Source organism: Acidovorax sp. FG42, from assembly GCF_057809195.1.
Map to the genome: position 1 here is coordinate 31646 of NZ_JBMDJM010000006.1, position 25653 is coordinate 57298.

Annotated in this window: 21 protein-coding genes; 7 read left to right on the forward strand and 14 right to left on the reverse strand. The window is 65.4% G+C overall.

The window, feature by feature from the left end; translation table 11 throughout:
• Window positions 1-70: 70 nt before the first annotated feature.
• The 7 genes from ACODSM_RS08320 to nirB all read right to left on the reverse strand — a co-directional run bounded on the left by ACODSM_RS08320 (window position 71) and on the right by nirB (window position 9816).
• Window positions 71-775: a methyl-accepting chemotaxis protein gene (locus tag ACODSM_RS08320; protein ID WP_488804939.1), complete on the reverse strand. Its 705-nt coding sequence runs from the start codon at window positions 773-775 to the stop codon at window positions 71-73.
• Between the two features lie 241 nt (window positions 776-1016).
• Window positions 1017-1850 carry a uroporphyrinogen-III C-methyltransferase gene (cobA, locus tag ACODSM_RS08325; protein WP_488804940.1) on the reverse strand — a complete coding sequence of 278 codons (834 nt, stop codon included), beginning with the start codon at window positions 1848-1850 and terminating at the stop codon, window positions 1017-1019.
• On the reverse strand, window positions 1847-2770 hold the full coding sequence (gene ybiB, locus ACODSM_RS08330) for a DNA-binding protein YbiB (protein ID WP_488804941.1): 924 nt from the start codon (window positions 2768-2770) through the stop codon (window positions 1847-1849). Before ybiB ends, cobA begins: the two co-directional genes overlap by 4 nt.
• 329 nt (window positions 2771-3099) lie before the next feature.
• Complete coding sequence (locus ACODSM_RS08335; RefSeq protein WP_488804942.1) at window positions 3100-5937, reverse strand: nitrate reductase; 2838 nt, start codon at window positions 5935-5937, stop codon at window positions 3100-3102.
• Window positions 5938-6064: 127 nt separating this feature from the next.
• Window positions 6065-6466 (reverse strand): nitrite reductase small subunit NirD, encoded by a 402-nt coding sequence (gene nirD, locus ACODSM_RS08340; RefSeq protein ID WP_476018660.1) that lies wholly within the window; start codon window positions 6464-6466, stop codon window positions 6065-6067.
• Between the two features lie 69 nt (window positions 6467-6535).
• Window positions 6536-7348: a type IV pili methyl-accepting chemotaxis transducer N-terminal domain-containing protein gene (locus ACODSM_RS08345; protein ID WP_488804943.1), complete on the reverse strand. Its 813-nt coding sequence runs from the start codon at window positions 7346-7348 to the stop codon at window positions 6536-6538.
• Between the two features lie 20 nt (window positions 7349-7368).
• Entirely contained in the window at window positions 7369-9816 is a 2448-nt protein-coding gene (gene nirB / locus ACODSM_RS08350; RefSeq protein ID WP_488804944.1) for a nitrite reductase large subunit NirB, read from the reverse strand.
• A gap of 333 nt (window positions 9817-10149) precedes the next feature.
• Here nirB and ACODSM_RS08355 point away from each other — a divergent pair, with 333 nt between their 5' ends.
• Window positions 10150-11907, forward strand: a complete 1758-nt coding sequence (locus ACODSM_RS08355; RefSeq protein WP_488804945.1) for a bifunctional protein-serine/threonine kinase/phosphatase — start codon at window positions 10150-10152, stop codon at window positions 11905-11907.
• A gap of 113 nt (window positions 11908-12020) precedes the next feature.
• Here the strand turns inward: ACODSM_RS08355 and ACODSM_RS08360 are convergent, their stop codons facing one another.
• Window positions 12021-13235: an MFS transporter gene (locus ACODSM_RS08360; protein ID WP_488804946.1), complete on the reverse strand. Its 1215-nt coding sequence runs from the start codon at window positions 13233-13235 to the stop codon at window positions 12021-12023.
• Window positions 13236-13723: 488 nt separating this feature from the next.
• Between ACODSM_RS08360 and ACODSM_RS08365 the strand changes: the two genes are divergently transcribed.
• Window positions 13724-15373, forward strand: coding sequence for a methyl-accepting chemotaxis protein (locus tag ACODSM_RS08365; RefSeq protein WP_488804947.1), 1650 nt, complete (start codon window positions 13724-13726; stop codon window positions 15371-15373).
• Between the two features lie 131 nt (window positions 15374-15504).
• Here ACODSM_RS08365 and gntR read toward each other — a convergent pair whose 3' ends face one another.
• Window positions 15505-16542 carry an HTH-type transcriptional regulator GntR gene (gene gntR, locus ACODSM_RS08370; RefSeq protein WP_488804948.1) on the reverse strand — a complete coding sequence of 346 codons (1038 nt, stop codon included), beginning with the start codon at window positions 16540-16542 and terminating at the stop codon, window positions 15505-15507.
• A 168-nt stretch (window positions 16543-16710) separates the two neighbouring features.
• On the opposite strand from gntR, the gene ACODSM_RS08375 reads away from it, so the two are divergent.
• From ACODSM_RS08375 to ACODSM_RS08390, 4 genes are read left to right on the forward strand one after another with little or no spacing between them, the layout of a single operon-like run.
• The gene (locus ACODSM_RS08375; protein WP_488804949.1) at window positions 16711-17232 is read left to right on the forward strand and encodes a gluconokinase; all 522 of its coding nucleotides are present in this window, start codon (window positions 16711-16713) and stop codon (window positions 17230-17232) included.
• A complete protein-coding gene (locus ACODSM_RS08380; protein WP_488804950.1) occupies window positions 17229-17741 on the forward strand; it encodes a TRAP transporter small permease in 513 nt (170 codons plus the stop codon). Before ACODSM_RS08375 ends, ACODSM_RS08380 begins: the two co-directional genes overlap by 4 nt.
• On the forward strand, window positions 17741-19042 hold the full coding sequence (locus tag ACODSM_RS08385; protein WP_110959889.1) for a TRAP transporter large permease: 1302 nt from the start codon (window positions 17741-17743) through the stop codon (window positions 19040-19042). The genes ACODSM_RS08380 and ACODSM_RS08385 overlap by 1 nt, the downstream gene beginning before the upstream one ends.
• A gap of 55 nt (window positions 19043-19097) precedes the next feature.
• The gene (locus tag ACODSM_RS08390) at window positions 19098-20117 is read left to right on the forward strand and encodes a TRAP transporter substrate-binding protein (RefSeq protein WP_015015151.1); all 1020 of its coding nucleotides are present in this window, start codon (window positions 19098-19100) and stop codon (window positions 20115-20117) included.
• 158 nt (window positions 20118-20275) lie between these two features.
• Here ACODSM_RS08390 and ACODSM_RS08395 read toward each other — a convergent pair whose 3' ends face one another.
• Both ACODSM_RS08395 and ACODSM_RS08400 read right to left on the reverse strand, forming a co-directional pair.
• Window positions 20276-20569 (reverse strand): hypothetical protein, encoded by a 294-nt coding sequence (locus ACODSM_RS08395; RefSeq protein ID WP_015015150.1) that lies wholly within the window; start codon window positions 20567-20569, stop codon window positions 20276-20278.
• Between the two features lie 85 nt (window positions 20570-20654).
• Window positions 20655-20945, reverse strand: a complete 291-nt coding sequence (locus ACODSM_RS08400; protein WP_015015149.1) for a DUF4148 domain-containing protein — start codon at window positions 20943-20945, stop codon at window positions 20655-20657.
• Between the two features lie 537 nt (window positions 20946-21482).
• On the opposite strand from ACODSM_RS08400, the gene ACODSM_RS08405 reads away from it, so the two are divergent.
• The gene (locus ACODSM_RS08405; protein ID WP_060985047.1) at window positions 21483-21920 is read left to right on the forward strand and encodes a CBS domain-containing protein; all 438 of its coding nucleotides are present in this window, start codon (window positions 21483-21485) and stop codon (window positions 21918-21920) included.
• Between the two features lie 202 nt (window positions 21921-22122).
• On the opposite strand, the gene ACODSM_RS08410 is transcribed toward ACODSM_RS08405, so the two are convergent.
• The 3 genes from ACODSM_RS08410 to ACODSM_RS08420 form a co-directional block, all read right to left on the reverse strand.
• Complete coding sequence (locus ACODSM_RS08410) at window positions 22123-22935, reverse strand: ABC transporter ATP-binding protein (RefSeq protein WP_343736148.1); 813 nt, start codon at window positions 22933-22935, stop codon at window positions 22123-22125.
• A gap of 107 nt (window positions 22936-23042) precedes the next feature.
• Window positions 23043-24005 (reverse strand): nitrate ABC transporter permease, encoded by a 963-nt coding sequence (gene ntrB, locus ACODSM_RS08415; RefSeq protein WP_488804951.1) that lies wholly within the window; start codon window positions 24003-24005, stop codon window positions 23043-23045.
• Window positions 24006-24068: 63 nt separating this feature from the next.
• A complete protein-coding gene (locus ACODSM_RS08420; RefSeq protein ID WP_209819093.1) occupies window positions 24069-25313 on the reverse strand; it encodes a CmpA/NrtA family ABC transporter substrate-binding protein in 1245 nt (414 codons plus the stop codon).
• Window positions 25314-25653 lie beyond the last annotated feature (340 nt).

Sequence of the window (25653 nt, forward strand, 5' to 3'; positions counted from 1 at the left end):
AATGGACGCCATTGAAGGCCCTTGGCCCATCGCTCCGGGCCTTGTCCTTTTCTCCCCCACGCTCAGCCGCTCAGGCCGCGCTGCGGCTGCGACCGGCCAGTGATACGGCCTGCAGCGACAGGCCATCGATCTCGTTGGTGATGCCCGACAACACATTGGCCACCACTGCAAACTCGCGCCCGTGCTGTCCGGCACGCGCCGCCATCACCTGGGCGTTGAAGCTGACCACCTTGGCCTCGCGCGCCACGGTCTGGATCGAGGCCACGATGCCCGCCAGCTCTTTCATCAAGGTTTCGGACTGCGCCTTGCTCACCTGGTCGAACGCCGTAGTGGCGGTGTTGAGGGCGTCGAGCACGCCGTCGGTGGTTTCAACGAGGCGGGCCAGTGCGTCTTCCACGCGCGGGCTCTGGCGCTCGGCCAGGTCCAGCGCTGTGCCGACCTGCTGCGCAAACGCGTCGATGGTGGCGCCCACACCCTGGGGGCCGTGGTAGGCCTTGCGGATGATCTCGGCACTGGTGGCATCCAGGTGGCGCGGCGTGTCCACCAGCCGTGCCTGGCTGTCGGTGAACAGGGTGAGCGAGCTGCGCGCGGCCTTCAGGTGCAGGTCGCTGCCGCGTGCGGCCAGCACGGTCTGCAGCACCATGCGCTGAGACAGCATGCGCTGGCGCGCCGCCAGGTTGACGAGTGACATGCCCGCGTCGCGCGAGGGAGCCTGAGTGGAAGACAACAGCGTGGGCAGGCTGGAAGTGCGTGCAGGGAGGGGAAAGGCTGCCATGGTGCTCCTTGTGCGGGTTGCATTCAGATGCATGCTTTCAAGCAATACCCGGGCCAATGTGCATGCAGGGGCGTGACCCAATGCGGTGCTGTGTGAAGGGACGCCGTGCTGAATGAAACACGCGACGGCGCAGCGCGTAGGCACGCCTTGGAGCGCCTTGTTTTGCGCCCGTGCACAGTGAATGACCGACCTGCGCAGCGAGCAATCGGGCCGGTGGAATTGTGGAGGTCGTTGTGTGCGTTCAGCCCGCGCGCCGGGCCTGCAACGGCGCTGCTCCCGCGTCCTGCACAGCCAGCGCAACACCGCGCACCACATCGCCCACCACGATCACCGAAGGGCTGGCCAGCCCTTCGCGGGTGATGGTGGCGTGCAGTGAACCCAGTGTGGTGATGGCATGCCGCTGGTGCGGCAGGCTGGCGTGCTGGATGACGGCCACAGGCGTATCGGCGGGCAGGCCCGTGAGCAGTTCCTGCTCGATGGTGGCGGCGCCGCTCACGCCCATGTAGATAACCAGCGTGAGCTTGGCGTCGCGCGCCGTGGCGGCCAGTTGGCGCCAGTCAGTGCCCGCGTCGCCGGGCTTGGCGTGGCCGGTGACAAACACCACGCCATGCGCATGCTCGCGGTGCGTGAGTGGTGCGCCCAGCGATGTCAGCCCGGCAAGGCCCGCAGTGATGCCGTTGAGGACGGTGACCTGCACGCCGGCGGCACGCAGGTGCTCCACCTCTTCGCCGCCCCGGCCAAAGATGAACGGGTCGCCGCCCTTGAGGCGCACCACGTTCTCGCCTTCGTTCACGGCCATCAGCATCAGCTTTTCGATGAAGGCCTGGGGTGTGCTCTTGCAGCCGCCGCGCTTGCCCACATAGACGATGCGCGCCGTGGGCGAGGCATGGGCCACGATGGCATCGCTCACCAGGTCATCCACCAGCAGCACCGTGGCCGCCTGGATGGCCTTGAGCGCCTTGAGGGTGAGCAGCTCCGGGTCACCCGGGCCTGCGCCCACCAGCGTGCAACGGCCGCCGGTGCCCAGGTGCGGTGGGGTCGTGGGCGGCGTGGTGGAAGGCGTGGGGCGGGTCATGGGGATGTCTCCGAAGCAGTTTGACCAGCAACGTGCAAGATGTGTTCCACCTGCCGCTTGATGGCGGGTGGAATCGGCAACTCGCCCGCCAGCACCTGGCGTGTGTAGGTGGCCGTGGTGGCCACATCGATCTCGACGGGCAGGCCCGGCACCTCGCTGGCCGTGCCCGGTTGCTGCGCCTCCAGCAGCGTGTGCTCACCGCGCTCAAAACTGTCGTAGCGCGGCGTGCGGCGTGGGTCGGTAGCGACCTCTCCCTCCAGCCCGCGCGAGAGCAAGGCGTTCATGCCCAGAGTGCGGAAGGTGGTCTGCAGCATCTCGAAATATTCGGGGTGGGTGTATGCGGTGACCACCACCGACGGCCCCGCGCAAGGGCTCATCAGCTTGACCACGCTGTGCCCCGGGTTGCGCAGACCCACCACCTCGCGCACGGCCAGCAGGCGCGCCAGCCCCGCGTGCAGGTGCTGGGTGTGGATATGGCGCACCGTGCCATTTGCTATTTTTTCAGGAGCTATGAGGGCAGGCACTTCTAGCGCATCAAGCACATCCGATGCCAAAACCCGCCGCGCCTCGGTGCGCATGCCGTGCAGCAGCACCGGCAGACCCTCGCGCGCCAGCAGCAGTGCCAGCAGCGGCGTCAGCACCGGCAGCTTGCGTGCGCCGTTGTAGCTGGGCAGCACGATGAGTGGGCGGTCGGTGGCGGGCAACAGTGCCAGGCGCTGGTGCGTGGCATCCAGAAAGCCGCACATCTCTTCGGAGGTCTCACCCTTGATGCGCATGGCCAGGCAGAAGGCGCCGATCTCCAGGTCGGTCACGGCACCGTCCAGCACCTGGCCGAACAGGTCGGCAGCCTGCTCGCGCGACAGCGGCTTGGCGCCGCGCGCGCCGCGTCCGATTTCCTTGATGTACTGGGCGATGGCCATGGTTCTTGGTGGCGGGACTTGTGAAACAGGGCTCTAGTGTGGTGTTGCACGCTATCTGGCACTGCAAACCGTGTCTTTTCGGCCAGGGCTGCGTTGCAAATCCTCGCGATACCTCCGGGTATCGCTGTGGTTTGCGCCTTGCCCTGACCAAAAATCCATCGGTTTTCATGTGCCAGTTAGCGTGCAACACCACACTGGCGTCGTTATCTCGGCTTGCCGTACAGGCGTACTGTCTGCGCCGAAAGCGCCTAGCTGGAGCCCTGTTGCACAAGTCCTGGTGGGGTTTGTTGGTCTGAGGACTATTTTCCTGCAAGCAAGAGAACTTTTGGTTATATGACGGCCTGCGCGATCGGCTTGGATGCCAGTGGCCCCGTGGCCCGCACCATGCGCTTGAGCTCGGGCACACACGAGCCGCAGTTGGTACCGCAGCGCAGTTGGCCCTGTAGCTGGGCCAGCCGGTCATCGTCAGTGCCGTGGCAGTGGGCGAGTTGGGCGGTGATGGCGGCGTCTGTCACGTTGAAGCAGGTGCACACCGGCTTGCCGCGCGACTGCACGGCCACAGGGGCCTTGGCGCCAGGCACCAGCAGCAGGCGGCCGTAGGTCTGTGCGGGCAGTTCTTCCTGCAGCAGGGTCTTGAGCCAGCCTTCGGCACTGGTGTCGCCCGCGAGCACGATGCCTTCGAGCGTGGTGTTGTCGCCCTGGCGCGCTAGCCGTGCCGCCCGGCGTTGGCCGCGCTTTTTGTCGGCGTAGCGCAGCGTGTCGGCACCTGCCATGCCCAGCAGGGCTTCTATCTGCATCACAAACGCGTCGTGCGGCGCCTCGTGGGCGGCGGCGCGCAGCAGTACCCCGGTGCGCTCGCGGCCGGGCTCATCCAGCGGGGTGTTGTTGCTGAAGGGCACGCAGCTCGCGAACGGGAACTGCACCATCAGCGCAGACAGCGCTTCGCGTGTGGCCTGGGTTTTGTCGGCGGGCAGCCATGCCATGGCCAGCAGCGTCCACGGCAGTTCGGCCTTGAGTACCTTGACGGCGGCGTGTTTCAGCTCGGGCTGTTTGGAGGTGGGGCAGAACGCCGAGGTGGTGAGCGCATTCACGCCCGCCAGCCGTTCGCCGGTGGACGACACGCCGCTCAAAAACTCGCTGCCCCAGTGCATGGCCATGAACACCTGCGACAGGCCCAGCGTGGTGTCGGCCAACACGGGCACCACGATGGAGCCGCGCTTGCTGGTCACGTGCACCAGGTCGCCGCTGGCGAGCTTGCGCCGCTCCATGTCCTGCGGGTGCATCTGCAGGCTGGGTTCGGCCACATGGCCAAACAGACGGCCCAGCGTGCCGGTGCGGGTCATGCCGTGCCATTGGTCGCGCAGGCGACCGGTGGTCAGGCTGAAGGGGTAGCGCGACTCGCGGGGCTCTGCGGTGGGCTGCCATGCGTGGGCGGCAAAACGCGCGCGGCCATCAGCGGTGGGGAAGACGCCGTCTTGGTACAGGCGTGCCTTGCCGGTGGGGGCGCCTTCAGGCAGCGGCCACTGTTGTGGGCCTTGCGCTTCAAGCATCTCCCACGACAAGCCGGTGATGTCCAGGTCGCGCCCGCGCGTGCTCTCGCGGTGTTCATTCCACACAGCCTCTGCGCCTGCATCGGCAGCGTCGGTGGCGTAGGGGAACAACGTCGGCGCGCCGGGCCGAAGGCGCGCCTCCAGCTGGTGCGCAAACTGCACCGCAATGGCCCAGTCGTGCCGTGCCAGGCCGGGCGCAGGCACGGCAGTGCGCACGCGCGAGATGCGGCGCTCACTGTTGGTCACGGTGCCGGTCTTTTCACCCCAGGTGGTGGCGGGCAGCAGCAGGTCTGCGTAGTCGCAGGTGGCTGCCGTGGCAAAGGCCTCCTGCACCACCACAAACTCGGCGCGTTGCAGCGCGCGGCGCACGGTGGCCTGGTCGGGCATGCTCTGCGCGGGGTTGGTGCAGGCAATCCACAGGGCCTTGATCTCGCCGTCGGCGGCGGCCTGGAACATCTCCACCGCCGTCTTGCCCGGCTTGGATGGCACATCGGCCACGCCCCACAGCGCGGCCACTTCGGCACGGTGCTGGGGGTTGGCCAGGTCGCGGTGGGCGCTGAGCAGGTTGGCCAGGCCACCCACCTCGCGCCCGCCCATGGCGTTGGGCTGGCCCGTCAGGCTGAAGGGGCCGGCGCCGGGCTTGCCGATCTGCGCGGTGGCCAGGTGCAGGTTGATGAGGGCAGCGTTTTTGGCCGTGCCGCTGCTGCTCTGGTTCAGGCCCTGGCAGTACAGGCTGAGGGTGGCTTTGGAGGTGGCAAACCACTTCGCGGCGGTGGTCAGGTCGGCCACGCTGATGCCGCAGGTCTGCGCCACGCGCTCGGGCGTGCAGTCGCGCACCAGGGCCTTGAGTTCGTCAAAGCCCGTGGTGTGCGCGGCGATGTATTCGGCGTTGGTCCAGCCCTCCCACAGCATCAGGTGCAGCATGCCGTTGAACAGCATCACGTCGCTGCCGGGCTGGATGGGCAAGAACAGGTCGGCCATGCCGGCCGTGTCGGTGCGGCGCGGGTCGGCCACGATGACCTTCATGCCCGGGTTGGCGGCGCGTGCGTCTTCGATGCGGCGAAACAGAATGGGGTGCGCCCAGGCCGCATTGCTGCCCACGATGAACAGGCACTGCGCGTGTTTCACGTCGTCGTAGCAGGCGGGCGGCGCGTCAGCGCCCAGGGTCTGCTTGTAGCCCGCCACGGCGCTGCTCATGCACAGGCGCGAGTTGGTGTCGATGTTGTTGGTGCCGATCAGGCCCTTGGCCAGCTTGTTGAAGACGTAGTAGTCCTCCGTCAGCAACTGGCCGCTGACGTAAAAGCCCACGGCGTCGGGGCCGTGCTGGGCGATGGTGTGGGCAAACTTGTCTGCGGCCAGCGTCAGTGCGGCGTCCCAGGTCACGGGCAGGGCGGCTTCGTTGCGCTGTGCGCGTTGCAGGGGGTGCAGCAGGCGGGTTTGCAGGGTGACGGGGCTGGTGGCGGTGAGGTGCAGGGTCGAGCCCTTGGTGCAAAGGCGGCCAAAGTTGGCGGGGTGGGTGGGGTCGCCGCGCACGCCGGTGATTTGTGCGCCTTCGGATTCGATGATCACGCCGCAGCCTACGCCGCAGTAGGGGCAGGTGGATTGGGTTTCTTGCATGGCGTGTTTTGGGCTGTTTTGGCCTCAGGCGCTAGTGCATATTGCGCTGTCAGCTATTGTTTTGATAGTGCTTTGTGTCCTCGCCGGGGGGCGCATGCGGCGCCTGGGGCGCAACACTCTCCATCGCTCACACGCCCACCGCCCTGCGCGCAGGCCCGGCGATGGGGCGCGTCAGATCCGTGGCCACCGTTGCCAGCTCGGCCGCGTCCAGGTACACCGCGCCGTCTTCCACCTTCACGGCAAACTTCGGTGTGCAGCCCTCGTCGGGCGCCGAGGCCTGGCCGTCGCACAGGCCAATGGTCCAGTTGTGCAGGGGGCACGCCACATGCGTGCCAAACACGATGCCCTGGCTCAGCGGGCCGCCCTTGTGCGGGCAGCGGTCCAGCAGCGCAAACACACCACCGGCGTCGTTGCGGAAGACGGCCACGTCCAGGCCCTGGGGGCGCGCCACGCGGCGTGAGCCCAGCACGGGGATGTCGTCCACCCGGCAGATCAGCTTCCATTCAGGGGTTGGGTTGTTGGTGGTCATGGGAATCGTCCTTGGTGTTGTTCGGTGGGATGTCGGGGGCGTGCAGGGGGGCCGTTGCAGGGCAGGCCTTCAGCTGCTGCCCAGCGCTGCATACAGGCCGGTCACGCGGTCCATGCTGGCGAGCAGGTTTTCGCTGCTCACAAACACTTCAGACACCTGGCGGAAGGTGTTGTTGCTGGTGCCCAGGCGTTGCAACGCGGCGTCAAAAAACACCCACTGGCCATCGGCCAGCAGCAGCTCTTGCCGGATGCGATCGGTGGCCTGAGGCGCGTTGCGGAGCAGCTCGGTGGCGCTGATGAACTCGTCGCGTGCCTTGGCGATTTCGGTGGTGGCGGTGGAGGTGTCCACCCCCAGCATGGCCGACAGGCAGAACTTGGCCATGCGCTGGCTCAGCATGCGCTGGCGCCCTGCCACGTTGACCAGCTTGCCCACGGGCTTGCCCGAGGCGGCTTCGTACTGCACAGTGCCCTGGTGGGCCAGCGCCAGCACCTTGGCATCGGCCTGCAGCAGGGCGGCCGCGCCGTCGCGTGACGGGGCGGTGCCCAGCAGCGTGGCCTTGTGGTCGGCCCACGCCGATTCCAGCTTTACGTAGGTGTCGCGGATGGTGGGCGAGGGCGCATAGGCCTTGAGTTCGGCCAGCTGCCGCTCGAACAGCGCCAGCGACTGGTCCAGCACGGCGCGCGCTGCGGGCGTGTCGGACTTGTGGGCCAGTGCCAGCCAGGCTTTGCCCATGCGCTGGCTCAGCATGCGCTGGCGGCCTGCCTTGTTGATGGCGTCGTTCAGGTCCGTGACCTGGGCCTGGGCGGTGCCCAGCGACATGATGCCCAGGGTGCTCCAGGCCGTGGTGTAGCCCGCGGCGGTCAGCAAGGTGCGGCGTTGCATGGTGTGCGGCTCCGGGCGCTTCAGGCGGCGGTCAGCGGGGCAAACTGGCGCGTGTCCACGGCGGCCTTGTCGAACTCGAACCAGGGGTCGGGCTCGCCGTCCAGCGCAAACTGCAGCTGCTCCCACAGCGCCTTGCGGCCTTCGTGGTCTTCGAGAATGCGCTTTTTCACATAGTCCAGGCCCACGCGGCTCACGTAGTGCACGGTGCGCTCCAGGTACCAGCCTTCCTGGCGGTACAGCTCGCAAAACGCGCCCGTGTACTCCAGCACTTCTTCGGCAGTTTTCAGCTTGGTGAAGAAATGCGCCACCTCGGTCTTGATGCCGCCGTTGCCAGCGATGTACATCTCCCAGCCGCTGTCCACGCCGATGATGCCCACGTCCTTGATGCCGGCCTCGGCGCAGTTGCGCGGGCAGCCGCTCACGGCGAACTTCACCTTGTGCGGAGCGTACATGCGCCACATGGCGCGCTCCAAGTCCTTGCCCATCTGGGTGCTGTCCTGGGTGCCCATGCGGCACCACTCGCTGCCCACGCAGGTCTTCACGGTGCGAAGCGCCTTGGCGTAGGCATGGCCGCTGGGCATGCCAATGTCCTTCCAAACGCTCACCAGGTCTTCTTTCTTCACGCCCAGCAAATCGATGCGCTGGCCGCCCGTGACCTTGACGGTGGGGATGTTGTACTTGTCCACCGCATCGGCAATGCGGCGCAGCTCGTCGGCCGTAGTCTCGCCGCCCCACATGCGAGGGATGACGCTGTAGGTGCCATCCTTTTGGATGTTGGCGTGGCTGCGCTCGTTGATGGCGCGGCTTTGCGGGTCGTCCTTGGCGTCCTTGGGCCAGGTGCTGATGAGGTAGTAGTTGACGGCGGGGCGGCAGCTGGCGCAGCCGTTGGGCGTCTTCCATTCCATGAACTTGAAAACGTCGCCAATGCTCAGCAGTTTGTTGGCACGGATCGCGTCGCGCACCGCCTGGTGGCCGTGGTCGGTGCAGCCGCACATGGCCTTGGTCTTGGGCGTGGCGCTGTAGTCGCCACCGGCGGTGAACATGATGATCTGCTCGACCAAGCCCGTGCACGAGCCGCACGATGCGCTGGCCTTGGTGTGCTTGCGCACTTCATCGAGCGTGAACAGGCCCTTGTCCTTGATGGCCTTGCAAATGGCGCCCTTGGTCACGCCGTTGCAGCCGCACACCTCGTCACTGTCGGCCATGGCCGATGCCTTGCTCTGGCCCTGGTGGCCCACGTCGCCGATGTTGCTCTCGCCAAACATCAGCTTGTCGCGGATGTCGCTCACGCTGCGGCCGTCGCGCAGCAGCTTGAAGTACCAGCTGCCGTCCACGGTGTCGCCATACAGGCAGGCGCCCACCAGCTTGTCGTCTTTGATGACCAGCTTTTTGTACACGCCGCCAAAAGGGTCGCTCATCACGATCTCTTCGGTGTTCTCGCCACCCTGAAAGTCGCCTGCGCTGAACAGGTCGATGCCCGTGACCTTGAGCTTGGTGGAGGTGAGCGAGCCCTGGTAGCGGCCAATGCCGAACTCGGCCAGGTGGTTGGCCAGCACTTTGCCCTGCTCGAACAGCGGGGCCACCAGGCCATAGGCAATGCCCCGGTGTGCCGCGCATTCGCCCACGGCATAGATGCGGGCGTCGGTGGTGGTCTGCAGCGTGTCGCTCACGACAATGCCGCGGTTCACGTGCAGGCGCATCTTTTCGGCGAGCTGCGTGTTGGGGCGGATGCCCACGGCCATCACCACCAGGTCGGCAGGCACTTCGGTGCCGTCCTTGAACTTGACGCTGGCCACCCGGCCTTCGGCATTGCCCACCAGCTCCTGGGTCTGCGCACCCATCAAAAAGCGCATGCCACGGTCTTCCAGCGACTTCTGCAGCATCTTGCCCGCCACGTCATCGAGCTGGCGCTCCATCAGCGAGGGCATCACGTGCACCACGCTCACGGTCATGCCGCGCTTCATGAGGCCGTTGGCAGCCTCCAGGCCCAGCAGGCCGCCGCCGATGACGACGGCGTGCTTGTATGTGGCGGCTGCGTCGATCATGGCCTGTGTGTCGGCAATGTCGCGGTAGGCCAGCACGCCCTGGAGGTCTTTGCCGGGCACGGGCAGGATGAAGGGGTTGGAGCCCGTGGCCATGATGAGGCGGTCGTACTCGGCGGTGATCACATCACCGTCTTTGCTGGTGGCGGTGACCACGCGGCGTACGCGGTCCACATCGGTCACGGTGAAGCCGGTGTGCAGCGTGATGTGGTTGTCGGCGTACCACTGCCAGTCGTTGAGGATGATCTCGTCAATCGTCTGCTCGCCCGCCAGCACGGGCGACAGCAGAATGCGGTTGTAGTTGGGGTGCGGCTCGGCCCCGAAGACCGTGATGTCATACAGATCGGGGGCAATCTTGAGCAGCTCTTCCAGCGTGCGCACACCGGCCATGCCGTTCCCCACCATCACCAGTTTGAGCTTTTTCATCGTGACTCCGTCGGTTCCATCGCCTGGGCGATGCCAAAAACAAAAAAGGCGTCCACACGATGCAGCTCCGACCTTCCATCGAAACCGCATGTGGGGACGCCTTCGTCCATACAACCCCTTGGTGCGCCGTTGCACCGCTGAATTGCGTGGCCCCGTGGGGCCGTTGCTTTGGGTAAGCAATGCCCGTGCCAGAGTTTGTGCACTGATCTGGGGTGACAGCACAGGGGCCCGCCTTACGCAGCACGCGCTTGGGGGCGGCAGCCGTGGACCGGGCTGCGCGCCGCGGTGCGTGCATGCACCAGCTTGGGCATGGAACCTGCATGGAGCTGGTGCATGAGTTTTGAACTGGACATCGGCCACACCTCGCAGGCCGGGCGCAATGAAGTCAATGAAGACTTTGCCGCCCTGTTGCAGGGGCAGGGGCGCGACCGCGAACGTGGCGCCATCGCTGCCATTGCCGATGGCGTGAGCACCGGAGGCAACGGGCGCGAAGCCGCCCAGACCACGGTGAACACGCTGGTGAACGACTACTTCGCCACGCCCGACACCTGGGACACCACCGTGGCGCTGGACCGCATCCTGAGCGCGCACAACGGCTGGCTCGCGTCGATGAACCGGCGCCGCCAGCCCGCCGTGGGCCTGACCACGCTCACCGCCATCGTGCTGCGCGGCCAGTCGTACACGCTGGCCCATGTGGGTGACACGCGCGCCTATCTGCTGCGGGGCGGCCGGCTGCAGCTGCTGACGACCGACCACGTGATGGCGCAGCGCGACTTTGCGCACCAGCTCACCCGCGCCATGGGCCTGGACGACCATGTGGTGGTGGACTACAGCCAGGGCGAACTGCACAGCGGCGACCTGCTGGTGCTCATCTCCGACGGCGTGCACGGCAGCCTGCCCGAGCGCGAGCTGCGCCAGCTTCTTGGAGTGGACGCGAGCGCCCAGGCACTGAGCGACGAGATCACGCGCGCAGCCCTGCGCCGGGGCAGCACCGACAACGTCACCGCACTGGTGGTGCGGGTGCAGGGGGCGCTGGAGGCCACCCTGCAGGACGAGTCCCGCCGTGCCCTGCAGTTGCCTGTGCTGCCACTGCTCAAGGTGGGCGACCCGGTGGATGGCCTGGTGGTGACCGCGCTGGTGGCCGACAGCGGCGTGCACCGCATCTACCAGGTGCGCGACCCGGCCACACAGCGGCTGTACGCGCTCAAGACGCTGGTGCCCGCCCGCGCGCACGATGCGCAGGAGCGCGCCACTTTGGCGCATGAGGCCTGGGTGGCCCGGCGCATGCAGTCCGGCCATGCGGCGGTGCACCTTGCGCGCCTGAACACCTGGCCGCCAGAGCAGGGCGGTGCAAGCCCTGGCGCCAGTGCGTTTTATCTGCTCTATGACTGGCATGCGGGGCAGACACTGGGCCAGCGCCTGCGTGCCCGCCAGTACCTGGGTGTGCCCCAGGTCGTGTCGGTGGTGATGCAGGCGGCGCAGGTGCTGGGCTGGCTGCACCGGCAAGGGGTGGTGCACCGCGACATCAAGCCCGACAACCTGCACCTGGGCGACGACGGCGTGCTGCGGGTGCTGGACCTGGGCGTGGCCCTGTCAGGCCGCGAGCCCGAGGCCACGCGCCGCCTGCACGCAGGCACCCCCAGCTACATGAACCCCGAGCAGTGGCCCGGCTACGAGAAGAACGGCGACCCGGCCGGCCAGTTGCCCGACGCGGGCAGCGACCTGTTTGCGCTGGGTGTCACGCTGTACCAGCTGCTGAGCCACGGGCGCCTGCCCTATGGCGAGGTGGTGCAGTACCAGCTGGGCCGCTACCACCGCGACCCGGTGGCGCCCAGCCGCCACCACCCCAGCGTGCCCATCTGGCTGGACCAGATCGCATTGAAGGCCGTGGCCCGCCAGCGCACGCAGCGCTTTGAAACTGCCGAGGAGTTGCTGCTGGCGCTGGAACGGGGTGCGTCACGCCCTTTGTCTGCCCCCGGCCCGCAGCCGCTGATGCAGCGCGATGCCACGGCGCTGTGGAAGATCGCGCTGGCGGTGAGCGTGCTGGTGAACCTGTTGCTGATGTACTGGCTGCTGTTTCTGCCGAGGTGAGGCGATTGATTTGCTATTAGAAATATAGCTATTAAGGTATGAGTAAATTGCGCTGGGCGCCTATTTGGCTTGAAATGCGGCAAGGTGCTGCCGCGCCCTAACGGCTACGCCGGTCATGCGCTGCGCGCACGTCCACCCTTCTCTGCCCACGTGCGGGTCCAGCGGATCTGCATCACCCGCAACAACACCAGCATGGCAGCGGCACACGCCGCAATGCCCACGAAGCCCCACAGATAGGTGCCTGTGTACTGGCGTGAAAAGCCCATGCCGTTGGGGATGAGGCCGCCGCCGAGCGCGCCGATCTCACCAATCATCGAGCCCGCCACCGCCGTGGACAGCGGCCAGCGCAGCGGTACCAGCTGGAACAGCGCGCCGTTGCCCGCGCCCAGTGCGGCAAAACACACCAAAAACAGCAGCATCGTCACCGGCAGCGAGTTCTCGGCCAGGCCACACAGCACCATGCTCACGGCGGTGATGGCCAGCACACCCGTGAGCGTGTTGACGCCGCCCCAGTGGTCCGACAGCCAGCCGCCCATCACCCGCAGTGCCGCACCCAGAAAGGCCGCCAGCATCGTCAGCTGCCCCGCCTGCACCTTGCTCACGCCGAACTGGTCGTAGAAGTAGCTGGGCAAAAAGGCCGTCAGGCCGATGAAGCCGCCAAACGTCACGGCGTAGATCAGGCTGAACGCCCAGCCGTCTTTCTCGAACAGGCAGGCAATGTGCTCGCGGAACGTTGCGTGGGGAGCGAGGTCGGGTGGCTCCTTGGCATACACCGCCATCACCACGGCGGGCACAGCCACGCTCACGGCGGCAAAGCCATACACCGCCTGCCAGCCAAACTTCTGGGCCAGAGCGGGCGCCAGCAGTGCGGCTACCGCCGTGCCCACATTGCCTGCGCCCACGATGCCCATGGCCAGCCCCTTGAAGCGCGGTGGGAACGAGCCCGAGCCCAGCGACAGTGCCACGCCAAAACTGGCCCCCGCTACGCCCAGCAGAATGCCCAGCGCCAGCAGGTCGTTGAAGGTGTGCACGAACAGGTAGCCGTAGCCCATGGCCACAAAGATGCCCGCCATCTCGACCAGCGTGGCGCGCTTGCGCCCGATGTACTGCGCCAGGATGCCCATCGGAAACCGCATCAGCGCGCCGGCAAAAATGGGGATGGACAGCATCATCCCCATTTGCGTGGGGGACAGCTGGAAGCTCTCGCGGATGAAAGGCGCCATCGCGCCGTTGATGACCCACACCGCGCACGAAAAACCGAAGTACAGAAACGACGCCCACAGCGTGGGGGCGTGGCCGGATTTGAGGAACTCTCTGAAGTAATGCATGGGTGTGAGTGCAAAGGGCAGGGGGGCTCGCCCCTTGGCCCGGCCAGAAAACAAAAAGGCGTCCACACGGACCACGCGGGCTGACCAGCCCCAACGCACTCCATGAAGACGCCAACGTCCTGTTCGCCCAATCCGCCATTGCACCGGGCTGACACGCGGCCAGCGTTGGCCGCGCCTTACGGCAAGCAATGGCTATGCCAGTGCCCGTGCAAGCAGCTGTTTGGGCAAAAAACCAGCGAATGTGCAGGTATTTATTGCGCTGGAGGCTATCGAAATGGAAGCAGATTCACCCATTCGGTGCTCACATTGGTGCACTACAGCGCGGCAACGCGTGCTGTGTTGGTGTTTTGCACCAAGTTGGATATGGTGTGCGGCGGCACCAACAACTTGTTTCAAATCACGCCGATTGCGCGTACGATGAAATCGGCATCTTCCACTGTTGCGTTGCTCTCCAGAACAGGGCAACCAGTCCTTCCGAAGAGGTTCCCATGCGCGTCAATCTGCCGGTCAGCCAGCACGAATATGCGTTTCCTAAGGGCCAGACCCTGGTGTCCACCACGGACCTCAAGGGCCGCATCCTGTACTGCAACCCGATGTTCATCGAGGTCAGCGGTTACGAAAAGGAAGAGTTGCTGGGCCAGCCCCACAACATCGTGCGACACCCCGACATGCCCGAGGAGGCCTACCGCGACATGTGGGAGACCATTGCCAAGGGCATCCCCTGGTCGGCCCCCGTCAAGAACCGGCGCAAGGACGGCACGTTTTACTGGGTGATGGCCAACGTCACTCCACTCATGCAGGGCGACCAGCCCACCGGCTACATGTCCGTGCGCACCGAAGCGACGCGCGAGCAGATCCAGGCGGCGGATGCGTTATACAAGCAGATGCAGGCCGAAAAACAAGCCGGCACGCTGGTGCACCGGCTGTCGGCCGGTCAGCTGGTCAAAGACTCGCTTTGGGGCCGCGTGGGCCGGGCCCTGGCGCTGGGGCCCATGGGCAAGATGATGGCGTGCACCCTGCTGCTGGTGGTGGCCTCGTGGTGCGCCGCCTTGCTGGGCGGGCACACGCTGTCGCTGGCCTCGGGGGCGGCGTGGCTCGGGGTGGTGGTGTTGGCGCTGGGCATGGCGGTCTACCTGCACCAGGTCACGGTGGCACCGTTGTCGCAAATGCTGTTGTGGGCCAACCGCATGGCAGCGGGTGACCTTACCCAGAAGATATCGGCCACGCGCAGTGACACCGTGGGCCAGCTGCAAAAGGCGCTGGCGCAGCTCAACGTGAACCTGCTGTCCATCGTGCGCGACGCGCGGCAGGAGAGCGAGCATATGCAGGTCTCCACCCGGGAGATCGCCCAGGGCAACCAGGACCTGTCGTCGCGCACCGAGGCGCAGGCCAGCAACCTGCAGCAGACGGCCGCATCGATGGAAGAGATCACCGGCACCGTCAAGCAGACCGCAGAATCCGCGCGCCAGGCCTCGGTGCTGGCCACGCAGGCCACCCAGGTCGCCGAGCGCAGCAGCAGTGCGGTGGACGGTGTGGCCGACACCATGAAGCAGATCCAGGCCGCGTCCGGCCGCATCAGCGAGATCACGCAGCTGATCGACTCCATTGCCTTCCAGACCAACATCCTCGCGCTGAACGCAGCTGTGGAGGCGGCCCGCGCTGGCGACCAGGGGCGTGGCTTTGCGGTGGTGGCCTCGGAGGTGCGCAGCCTGTCGCACCGCACGCTCTCGGCCGCCAAGGAGATCCGCCAGCTCATCGATGACTCGGCCACCAAGGTCACTGAAGGCCATGAAAAGACCGATGCAGCGCAAAAGACCATGGCCGAGTCGCTGGAGCTGGTGCGCCGGGTCAACACGCTGATCGGCGAGATCCACAGCGCGTCGAATGAGCAGCTCAGCGGCATCTCGCAGGTCAACTCGGCCGTGGCGCAGCTCGATACCATCACGCAGCAAAACGCCGCGCTGGTGGAAGAGAACGCGGCATCGGCCATGCAGCTCAATGGCCAGGCGCAGACCATGACCGAGACGGTGCAGGTGTTCCGCATCGACGCGTCGGCTCCCACCCAGTCGCGCGATGCGGTGGCGCTGCGCAAGGAGATGAAGGCCTCGTCGAGCAGCCGGGCGCTGGCGGCGGCCTGAGTTTTTGCGGAGCCGCGCCGCACGGTGCCGCCCCCGAGCCGGCACGTTGCCTCAGTGCCCCCCTGCAACGGATGTCGCCAAGCCTCAGTCAGCGTGTTGCCGGGGGCGGGCGCTCAGCGGACCAGGAGGCATCAGGTGCTCTCGCGCACTGTCAGTTCAAACCCCAGATTCACAGAGTTGTGCTCGGGCACCTCGCCGCGCATCAGCGCCAGCAGCATGCGTGCGCTGGCCTCGCCCACGGCGGTGCGGGGTGTGCGCACCGTGGTCAGCGGCGGCAGCATCTGGTCGCTGCCTGCCAGGTCGTTGAAGCCCGCAATCGCCACCTGACCGGGCACCGAAAGACCCAGGCGCTGCGCGGCCAGCAGGCCACCCTGGGCCAAGTCGTCATTGCAGAAGAACACGGCATCGACACCTGGGCGGGTGCGCAGCAGTTCTTCCAGCAGTTCGCCACCGAGCCGCATCGAAGAAGGCTGCGGGCTCAGCAGTTCCAGCTTGGGGTCGTACAGGCCTGCGTCGCGCAGACAGCGGCGGTAGCCCTCGGCGCGCTGCATGGTGCGCGGGTCCAGCTGGGCGGCCACAAAGGCGATCTTTTGGTAGCCCCGTGCCAGCAGGTGGGCCGTCATGCTGTGGCCCGCGTCCTGCTGCGAAAAGCCTACGCAGAACACGCCGGGCGCCGAGGTCATCTCCATCAGGTGCACGCAAGGCACGCCGCTTGCAGCAATCAGGTGGCGCGAGGCCTCGGTGCGGTCAAAGCCGGTGACCAGCAGGCCCGCCGGGCGGTGCGCGAGGTAGGTGCGCAGCAGTTGCTCTTCCTCTTGCGGGTCGTAGTGCGTCACGCCGATCAGCGCCTGGTAGCCGTGCGGGAACAGGGTGCGGTGCACGGCTTCCAGCACGTCCACAAACAGCGCGTTGGACAGCAGCGGCACCAGCACCGGCACCTGCACGCTGCGCTGTGATGCCAGTGCGCGGGCGGCGGGGTCGGGCACATAGCCCAGTTGCTCTGCCGCGGCCTTCACGCGCTGCACCAGTTCTTGCGCCACGCCACGTTCACCCCGCAAGGCGCGGGACGCGGTGATGGGGCTGACCTCGGCGGCCTTGGCCACGTCGCTCAGTGTGATGCGGCCGCTGGAACGGCGTTTGGCGTCGGGTTTTGTCTCGGGTTTGTTCAAGGGTTAACCCTCATGGGGCTGGGAATGGATCTGGTTAGGATAGCGCTGTCCAAACTCTGGGGCAAGGCAACGCCAGCCATTTTGGATCAAGTTGCTCAGGTTGCCACAGTTTGTGCGGCATCCAGACCGGGTGCCTTTTTTATGGATTGTTTGGATAGCGCTACCAATATGAGTTTTCAAGTGTCACCCGCTTTTGTGGTCGTCATGGGCGTGGCGGGCTGCGGCAAGTCCAGCCTGGGTTCTGCCCTGGCACAGGCCGAGGGCCTGGCCCTGATCGAAGGGGACGACCACCACAGTCCTGCCAGCCGCGAAAAGATGCGCCAGGGCATTGCACTGACCGATGCAGACCGGGAAGGCTGGCTGACCACCTTGGGGCAACTGCTGCAAGCCCAGCCCCAGGGCGCGGTGCTGACCTGCTCGGCGCTCAAGAAGGTCTACCGGGACCGGTTGCGGAACGCCTGCCCCGGGCTGCGTTTCGTCTTTCTGGAGATCGACCGCGCGAGCGCAGGCCAACGCGTGGCCGCCCGTGCGGGCACCCACTTTTTCTCCAGCGCCTTGGTGGACAGTCAGTTCGCCACGCTGGAATCCCCCGTGGGCGAGGCGGGCGTGCTGCGCCTGGATGCATTGCTGGACCTGCCCACGCTGCAACAGCAAGCCTCGGCCTGGCTGGCCACGAAGGAGACCGCATGAGTTCCCCCGCACATCAAGCCGTGCCGCAGAGCCGCTTTGCCCGGGTCTCCCAGGTGCTCATGGCCAGCTGCCTGGGCGTGATGGCCGTGGCCGTGTTCATCAACGTGGTGCTGCGCTACGGCTTTGGCAGTGGCGTGGCGGCCAGCGAAGAGCTGTCGCGTTTGCTGTTCGTCTGGATGGTGTTCATCGGTGCCGCAGCGGCCTACCCCGCAGGGGAGCACATGGCCTTCACCAGCCTGGCGGGCCTGCTGGCCCAACGCCCGGTGGCCTTTGGTGTGCTCACGGCCGTGATCCGGCTGCTGGTGATGGCCGCCTGCGCCATGCTGGCCTGGGGGGCCTGGCAACAGGTGGTGGTGGGCATGGGCAGCCGCTCGGTGGTCATGGCCTACCCGGTGGCCTTGCTGCCACTGCCGGCCTTTTTGTGTGCGGTGGCCATCGGGGTAATGGCGACCATGGAATTGATTCAACGCAAGCCCTTGGACCTGGGCCATGGCGCGGAGGTGGAGTGATGTTCGGACTGACGCCTGAAGCCTTGGCCTTTGTGGTCTTTTCGCTGGGCATGCTGGTGCTGATGGGCACCGGCATGAACATGGGCCTCGCCCTGGTGCTCACGGGCGCTGGCATGGCCTGGGTGCTGGACTTCTGGGACGCGCAGTTGCTGGCCCAGAACCTGGTGGCGGGGGTGGACAGCTTTCCGCTGCTGGCCGTGCCCTTCTTTATCCTGGCCGGTGAGCTGATGAACTCGGGCGGCATCAGCCGCCGCATCATCGACATGGCGCAGGCCTGGGTGGGGCACATCCGGGGCGGGTTGGGCTATGTGGCCATTGGCGCTGCGGTGCTCATGGCCAGCATGAGCGGCTCGGCCCTGGCCGACACGGCAGCCCTGGCCACCATCCTCTTGCCCATGATGCGGCAGCAGGGCTACCCCATGAACACGTCTGCCGGGCTGATCGCCTCGGGCGGCATCATCGCGCCCATCATCCCGCCGTCCATGCCGTTCGTGATCTATGGCGTGACGACCAACACCTCGATCTCGGCGCTGTTTGTGTCGGGCATCGTGCCGGGGCTGATGATGGGTGTGGGCCTCATCTTTGCCTGGCGCTGGGTGCTGCGCGGCATGGACCTGCCCCAGGGCGAGCCCCTGCCCATCAAGGACCGCCTGCGCTCCACGGTGCGCGCTTTCTGGGCCATGCTGATGCCGCTCATCATCATCGGCGGCATGAAGACGGGGGTGTTCACCCCCACGGAAGCCGCCGTGGTGGCCGCGTTCTACGCCCTGGTGGTGGCGCTGTTCGTGCACCGCGAGATGAAGCTGGCCGACATCTATGGCGTGCTGGTGCGCGCAGCCAAGACGACTTCTATCGTGATGTTTTTGTGTGCTGGCGCCCAGGTGGCCAGCTACATGATCACGCTGGCCGATTTGCCCAACGTGCTCACCAACTGGCTGGGCCCGCTGGTGGAGAACCCACGCCTGCTGATGGCCGTGATGATGATCGTGCTGGTGCTCATCGGCACGGCGCTGGACCTTACGCCCACCATCCTGATCTTTGCGCCCGTGATGCTGCCCATCGCCGTCAAGGCGGGGATCGATCCGGTGTATTTCGGTCTGATGTTCGTGCTCAACGGCGCCATCGGCCTCATCACCCCGCCGGTCGGCACCGTGCTCAACGTGGTCGCCGGGGTAGGGCGCATCTCGATGCACAGCGTCATCAAGGGCGTGAACCCGTTTCTCATCACCTACGTGCTGATCCTGGCGTTGCTGGTGGTCTTCCCGCAGATCGTGACTGCGCCCGTCGTCTGGCTGCGCTAGCCGTTAGCTGTTTGCTTGTTCCTCTTCCCCGTTTTTCTTGCCAATGGAGACAACCATGAAAACTTTCCGTCGCACCCTGCTGGCCGCTCTGTCGGTCGCTGCCATCACCTGCTCGTTCCAGGCCGCAGCCCAAGACTTCAAGCCGCGCATCATCCGTTTTGGCTACGGTCTGAATGAGGACTCCAACCAGGGCCGGGCCACCAAGCTGTTTGCCCAGGAAGTGGAAAAGGCTTCGGGCGGCAAGATGAAGATTCGCGCCATCGGGGCCGCCGCGCTGGGCTCGGACGTGCAGATGCAGCAGGCTCTGATCGGCGGCGCGCAGGAGATGATGGTGGGCTCCACGGCCACGCTGGTGGGCATCACCAAAGAGATGGCGATCTGGGACACGCCGTTCCTGTTCAATAACGCCAAGGAAGCCGATGTGGTGCTGGACGGCCCCGTGGGCCAGAAGGTGATGGACAAGCTGCAGGAAAAGGGTCTGGTGGGTCTTGTGTACTGGGAGAACGGCTTCCGCAACCTCACCAACAGCAAGCGCCCGGTCAACAAGCTGGAAGACATGGACGGCATCAAGCTGCGCGTGATGCAGAACAACGTGTTCCTCGACAGCTTCAAGACCCTGGGCGCCAATGCCGTGCCGCTGCCGTTCTCCGAACTCTTCACCGCGCTGGAAACCAAGACGGTGGACGGCCAGGAGAACCCCTACAACACCATCCTGTCGAGCAAGTTCTATGAGGTGCAGAAGTACCTCACGGTGACCAACCACGTCTACAGCCCCTGGATCGTGCTGGTCAGCAAGAAGTACTGGGACGGCCTGTCGAAAGCCGAGCAGAAGGTGCTGCTCGATGCCGCCAAGAAGAGCCGCGACTTCGAGCGCCAGGACACGCGTGCCGAGGCCGACAAGGCGCTGGCCGACCTCAAGGGCAAGGGCATGCAGGTCAACGAACTGCCCGCCGCCGAAGCCAACCGCATGCGCGAAAAGCTCAGTGCTGTGAACGCCAGCATTGCCGCCAACGTGGGTGAGGGTTTGTGGAAGGAAGTGCAGGGAGCCGTGGCCCAGGCGCGCGCTGGCAAGTAAGTCGGGGTGGACGCCATTGGCAGCCTTTGAGCTGTCGATGGCGGGCTTCGACCCATCCGTGTAGCGAAGCGCCATGAAAAAGGCCGAGGCCCCTGTTGGGGCCTCGGCCTTTTGGCATTTGCAATCTTCCACCTGCACCGGAGTGCAGGCCGATCCAATTACAGGGAGCCGATTTCGCCGGAAGAGATCTGGCCGGTGCGCACGGCTTCAGCAGCCTGGGCACGCACAGCAGCACGGTCAGCGGTGGACTTGTAGGTCACCACACGCGAACCAGCGGGTTCGATGCTGCGTGTTTGAGCCACGGTAGCGGCTTCGGCTTGCACTTCAGCGCGGGTGCGGTTGGTTTCGAACTTGGTGGCGAATTGCGAAGCATCGGCTTCGTCAGCCTGGGCACCAAAAGAGGCGAAAGCAGCCACAGCAGCGATGGAGAGGAAACGGGCAGTGTTGTTCATGGTGAAACTCCTGTGAAATTCAAAAAATTGGGGACGATGTGTCTGGAATACGCGGGGGGTGACGTGGTGGATTCAACGGGTTGAATCAGCCGCCTTCAGCGGGGCCCACGCGGCCAGTGCGCATGGCTTGTGCAGCAGCTTCAGCACGCACGGCAGCGCGGTCAGCCGTGGACTTGTAGGTCACCACGCGGGAGCCAGCGGGCTCTTGGCTGCGCATTTGCACGGCGGTGGTGGCTTCAGCGATCACTTCAGCGCGGGTGCGGCTGGTCTGGAATTGGGTGGCGAATTGCGAAGCATCGGCTTCGTCAGCCTGGGCGCCAAAAGAGGCGAAAGCAGCCACAGCGGCGATAGACAGGAAACGTGCGGTGTTGTTCATGATGGAAATCCTTGAAGTTAAAAAAGCGTCTCAAAAAACCGGGTGAAGATCAGAAACGACTCGCTTCGCACCGGGTTCGGTGAGTCGCCTTGCGGGTTCGGCTCATCGATGGGATGAACTGTACGCCGGTGCTGTTCAGAGAAAAACCACTGAGTCGCGAACTAACTGTTCCAGTATTGGAAACAATCTTTCGGGCTGTCTGCCGTGTTTGCCGGCCTTCGGAACCGTGGCGGTTTGCCATGGAAACCGCTGGGCGCTGGCACGCGGCAGATGCCGGAAAGAGGTGTGTGGTCGGTGCGGTGAACATGGGCTCCATCGTGCCGGGGCAGCCCGGGGGCGTCGTCTCGCCGCGGTTTCGCTTCTTTTCAGTTTGTTTCGCGGCGTGCGCTATGCAACGGCGCGGAAACATCCGTTGCGTTCGCCGCGCAACAGCACGCTCAAAAAGCGCCGCACATGGGGCTTGCGTGGGTTGCGCCCACGGGGCTTATGGGCTGAAATCTCTCTGTGCCTGTTTCCGTTTTCACGAGGGAGGTTTCCATGACCGCAGTCGCCAAGATTCTTCAGTCCAAACCCGACGCCACCGTCCACACCATCAGCCCTGCTGCCTCCGTGCTGGATGCCCTCCAGCTCATGGCCGACAAGGGCATTGGCGCGCTCATCGTGACCGAGGGCGCGTCCATCGTCGGCATCTTCACCGAGCGGGACTACGCCCGCAAAATTGCCCTCATGGGGCGCACGTCGGCCGTCACCCAGGTCAAGGATGTGATGACAACCGCTGTGATGTTTGTGCGCCCGGACCAGACCAGCGAGCAGTGCATGCAGCTCATGAGCAACAACCGCCTGCGCCACCTGCCCGTGGTGGACAACGGCAAGCTGGTGGGCATGATTTCCATTGGCGACCTGGTCAAGGACATCATCTCCGAGCAGAAATTCATCATTGAGCAGTTGGAGAACTACATCACCGGGAGCCATTGAGGGCAGCTCCCCGAGGCGCTATGCGCCTTCTGCCCCTTCTCTGAAGGGTTGTGCCGTTCGGGAAGGGGGACGCACCCGGCGCGATGGGGCGCCCCTTGGGGGGGCTATGGTCCTGGCATGGGTACCTAAACAAAAAGGGCTCTGACCGATCTGGTCAGTGCCCTTTCCTTTTGGTGGTCTGCGCGGTGTCTGAGCTGGCCGCTCAGGCAGCTTTTTCGACGTGGCCCTGCCGCGTATAGAGAAAGTCGATCACCGCCTTGCGGTAGTGCACGTACTGCGGGTCCTCGGCCAGTTCCACGCGCTTGCGGGGGCGGGGCAAGTCCACGGTCAGCACCTCGCCAATCGTGGCGGCCGGGCCGTTGGTCATCATCACGATCTTGTCGGACAGCAGCACGGCCTCGTCCACGTCGTGGGTCACCATGACCACGGTGCTTTGGGTGCGGGCCACGATCTCCAGCAGTTCGTCCTGCAGCTTGGCGCGGGTGAGGGCGTCGAGCGCGCCGAAGGGCTCGTCCATCAGCAGCACCTGAGGCTCCATGGACAGCGCCCGGGCAATGCCCACGCGCTGCTTCATGCCGCCCGAGATTTCGCCGGGGCGCTTCTGCCCCGCGTGCGTCAGGCCCACCAGAGCCAGCGCGGCATCGGTGCGGGCCTTGAGCTGGGCCTTGGTTTCCTTGGCGCCAAACACGCGTTCCACCGCGAGGTAGATATTGTCAAAGCAGGTGAGCCAGGGCAGCAGCGAGTGGTTCTGGAACACCACGGCGCGCTCAGGCCCCGGGCCCTTGATCTCCTTGTTGGCGCACAGCAGCGCGCCATTGGTGGGCGTGGTCAGGCCCGCGATGAGGTTGAGCAGGGTGGACTTGCCGCAGCCGGAGTGGCCGATGAGCGCGACGAACTCGCCTTTGGCAATCGTCAGGTGAATGTCGCGCAGCGCCGGGAACAGGCCCTTGGCCGTCTTGAAGGTCTGCTCGACGCCGTGGATCTCGATGAACTTGGTGGTGAGAGAGGCATGCATTGGGAACTCCTGGTTTTTTCGAGGACCACCGTGGAACCGGCTTTGCCGGGCCACGGGTGGTGCCCCCTTTAGGGGGTGACGTGCCGCAGGCGCGGCTCAGGGGTGGGTCAAGTTTTGACCTCTTCGAACGTAAATGCGGTGGCCAGCTTGATGAGTGCGTACTCCAGCAGCAGCCCGACGATGCCGATCACAAAGATCGCGATGATGATGTTCTTGACGTTGAGGTTGTTCCACTCGTCCCACACCCAAAAGCCGATGCCCACGCCGCCGGTCAGCATCTCGGCCGCCACGATGACGAGCCACGCGGTGCCCACGGCCAGGCGCACGCCGGTCAGCATGTAGGGCAGCACGGCGGGGAAGAGGATCTTGGTGGCGATCTTCCATTCGCTCAGGTTTAGCACGCGCGCCACGTTCATGTAGTCCTGCGGCACGCGCTGCACGCCCACGGCGGTGTTGATGATCATGGGCCAGATGGAGCAGATGAAGATGGTCCAGATGGCGGCCGGGTTGGCGCCCTTGAAGACCAAGAGGCCAATCGGCAGCCAGGCCAGGGGCGACACAGGGCGCAGCAGGCTGATCAGCGGGTTGAACATGCGCGACAGAAAGCTGAAGCGCCCGATCACGAAGCCCGCCGGAATGCCCACCAGTGCCGCCATGCCAAAGCCGATGGCCACGCGCTGCAGGCTCATCAGCACGTTCCAGCCCACGCCCTGGTCGTTGGGGCCGTTGCGGTAGAAGGGGTTGCTGAACACCTCCAGCGCCTGCTGCCAGGTGTCCTTGGGGCTGGGGATGCTGCCGCCCGTGGTGGTGGAGACCACCGCCCACAGGCCGATGAGCAGGCCCAGGCCACACAGCGGCGGCAGCACGGCCAGCCAGAAGCTGCGCGAGAGGGCGGACCAGTCGCGGCCAGTGGCCGCGCTGGAGGGCGTTGCAGGTGCCTTGGGGGCAGATATCGCAGCCTTTTGGCTTCTTGCGCTAGTGGATGATGCGCTTGCAGCTACAGTATTCATAGCATTCTGTGCGGCCACGGGGGCTGCATCCAACGGGGAATGAAAGACGGCACTGACCATGGTGTTCTCCTGTGCAGGGCTTGCTTGCGGGGTGGCCGGACGGGCGCTGGGGCAGGGTTGCCGTCAGGCCTTGATCTTGAAACCGTCGGCGTACTTGGCGGGGTCCTTGCCATCCCACACCACGCCGTCGATGAGCTTGCTGGTGCGCAGCACGTCCTTGGGCACGCTGATCTTCATGGCACTGGCCACCGACTTGTACAGCTCGACCTGGTTGACTTCCTTGGCCACGGCCAGGTAGTCGGGGTGGCTCTTGAGCAGGCCCCAGCGTTTGTGCTGCGTGAGGAACCACATGCCGTCCGACAGGTAGGGGAAGTTCACCGCACCGTCGTTGAAGAACTTCATGTGGTTGGGGTCGTCCCAGGTCTTGCCCAGCCCGTTCTGGTAGCGGCCCAGGATGCGCTGGTTGATGGCGTCCACGCCGGTGTTCACATATGCCTTGCCAGCCACGGTTTCGGCCATCTTCATCTTGTTGGAGAGGCTGGCATCGATCCACTGGCTGGCTTCGAGCACGGCCATCATCACGGCGCGCGTGGTGTTGGGGTACTTCTTGACGAACTCGGCCGTGGTGCCCAGCACTTTTTCGGGGTGGTCCTTCCAGATGTCCTGCGTGGTGTTGGCGGTGATGCCGATGCCATCCATGATGGCGCGGTGGTTCCAGGGCTCGCCCACACAAAAGCCGTCCATGTTGCCCACGCGCATGTTGGCCACCATCTGCGGCGGCGGCACGGTGATGAGCTTGGCGCCCGACAGCGGGTTGATGCCCGCCGCGGCCAGCCAGTAGTGCATCCACATCGCGTGGGTGCCGGTGGGGAAGGTGCCCGCAAACGTGTATTCGCGCTTCTCGCTGGCCATGAGCTTGGCCAGGGATGGGCCATCCACCGCGCCCTTGTCTGCCAGCGCCTTGGACAAGGTGATGGCCTGTCCGTTGTTGTTCAGGCTCATCAGTACGGCCATGTCCTTCTTGGGGCCGGCGGTGCCCAGATGCACGCCGTAGACCAGGCCGTACAGCACATGGGCAAAGTCCAGTTCGCCGTTCACCAGCTTGTCGCGCACGCCGGCCCAACTGGCTTCCTTGTTAGGGACGATGGTCACGCCGTATTTCTTGTCGAAGCCCAGCACCGAAGCCATGACCACGCTGGCGCAGTCGGTCAGCGGGATGAAGCCGATCTTGACTTCCTTCTTCTCGGGGGCGTCGGAGCCCGCTGCGTGGACAAGCGCGCGCAGCGCGGGGCTCACACCCACAGCGCCCACGGTGGCGGCCTGCAGCACGGTGCGGCGGTTGAGGCTGGTTTTCAACAGATCGGTCATGGGGCATCCCTGGTGGCGTGAAAAACAAAAAAGGCGTCCTCACACCGCGCCTGGCTGGCTGCATCAAAGCAACGCCGGGAGCGGGTGGGGACGCCTTTGTCCTGGGTGGAGCCTGGAACGGGTCCGGGGCTCCTCGCCAGCACCGGCCCGCCGTTGGGTCAGTGCTGTCAGTGGTCAGACCTGCATTGGTCTTGCACTGTGCAATGCAAAGCGCGTGCCAGCGCCTGCTGCGCCATGTTGGAGCGCTGGATGCTATGGAATAAATAGCTGTCTGTGGTTGATCAATAAGCGCTACACGCCTGTGGAGCTTGCAGCAGGGATATTCTTGTTGTGATGAGAG

What these genes read in the sequence shown, in the direction of transcription:
- ACODSM_RS08320 (WP_488804939.1), bottom strand. Translation starts at nt 775, where the DNA reads ATGGCAGCCTTTCCCCTCCCTGCACGCACTTCCAGCCTGCCCACGCTG.
- cobA (WP_488804940.1), bottom strand. Translation starts at nt 1,850, where the DNA reads ATGACCCGCCCCACGCCTTCCACCACGCCGCCCACGACCCCACCGCAC.
- ybiB (WP_488804941.1), bottom strand. Translation starts at nt 2,770, where the DNA reads ATGGCCATCGCCCAGTACATCAAGGAAATCGGACGCGGCGCGCGCGGC.
- ACODSM_RS08335 (WP_488804942.1), bottom strand. Translation starts at nt 5,937, where the DNA reads ATGCAAGAAACCCAATCCACCTGCCCCTACTGCGGCGTAGGCTGCGGC.
- nirD (WP_476018660.1), bottom strand. Translation starts at nt 6,466, where the DNA reads ATGACCACCAACAACCCAACCCCTGAATGGAAGCTGATCTGCCGGGTG.
- ACODSM_RS08345 (WP_488804943.1), bottom strand. Translation starts at nt 7,348, where the DNA reads ATGCAACGCCGCACCTTGCTGACCGCCGCGGGCTACACCACGGCCTGG.
- nirB (WP_488804944.1), bottom strand. Translation starts at nt 9,816, where the DNA reads ATGAAAAAGCTCAAACTGGTGATGGTGGGGAACGGCATGGCCGGTGTG.
- ACODSM_RS08355 (WP_488804945.1), top strand. Translation starts at nt 10,150, where the DNA reads ATGAGTTTTGAACTGGACATCGGCCACACCTCGCAGGCCGGGCGCAAT.
- ACODSM_RS08360 (WP_488804946.1), bottom strand. Translation starts at nt 13,235, where the DNA reads ATGCATTACTTCAGAGAGTTCCTCAAATCCGGCCACGCCCCCACGCTG.
- ACODSM_RS08365 (WP_488804947.1), top strand. Translation starts at nt 13,724, where the DNA reads ATGCGCGTCAATCTGCCGGTCAGCCAGCACGAATATGCGTTTCCTAAG.
- ACODSM_RS08375 (WP_488804949.1), top strand. Translation starts at nt 16,711, where the DNA reads ATGAGTTTTCAAGTGTCACCCGCTTTTGTGGTCGTCATGGGCGTGGCG.
- ACODSM_RS08380 (WP_488804950.1), top strand. Translation starts at nt 17,229, where the DNA reads ATGAGTTCCCCCGCACATCAAGCCGTGCCGCAGAGCCGCTTTGCCCGG.
- ACODSM_RS08385 (WP_110959889.1), top strand. Translation starts at nt 17,741, where the DNA reads ATGTTCGGACTGACGCCTGAAGCCTTGGCCTTTGTGGTCTTTTCGCTG.
- ACODSM_RS08390 (WP_015015151.1), top strand. Translation starts at nt 19,098, where the DNA reads ATGAAAACTTTCCGTCGCACCCTGCTGGCCGCTCTGTCGGTCGCTGCC.
- ACODSM_RS08395 (WP_015015150.1), bottom strand. Translation starts at nt 20,569, where the DNA reads ATGAACAACACTGCCCGTTTCCTCTCCATCGCTGCTGTGGCTGCTTTC.
- ACODSM_RS08400 (WP_015015149.1), bottom strand. Translation starts at nt 20,945, where the DNA reads ATGAACAACACCGCACGTTTCCTGTCTATCGCCGCTGTGGCTGCTTTC.
- ACODSM_RS08405 (WP_060985047.1), top strand. Translation starts at nt 21,483, where the DNA reads ATGACCGCAGTCGCCAAGATTCTTCAGTCCAAACCCGACGCCACCGTC.
- ACODSM_RS08410 (WP_343736148.1), bottom strand. Translation starts at nt 22,935, where the DNA reads ATGCATGCCTCTCTCACCACCAAGTTCATCGAGATCCACGGCGTCGAG.
- ntrB (WP_488804951.1), bottom strand. Translation starts at nt 24,005, where the DNA reads ATGGTCAGTGCCGTCTTTCATTCCCCGTTGGATGCAGCCCCCGTGGCC.
- ACODSM_RS08420 (WP_209819093.1), bottom strand. Translation starts at nt 25,313, where the DNA reads ATGACCGATCTGTTGAAAACCAGCCTCAACCGCCGCACCGTGCTGCAG.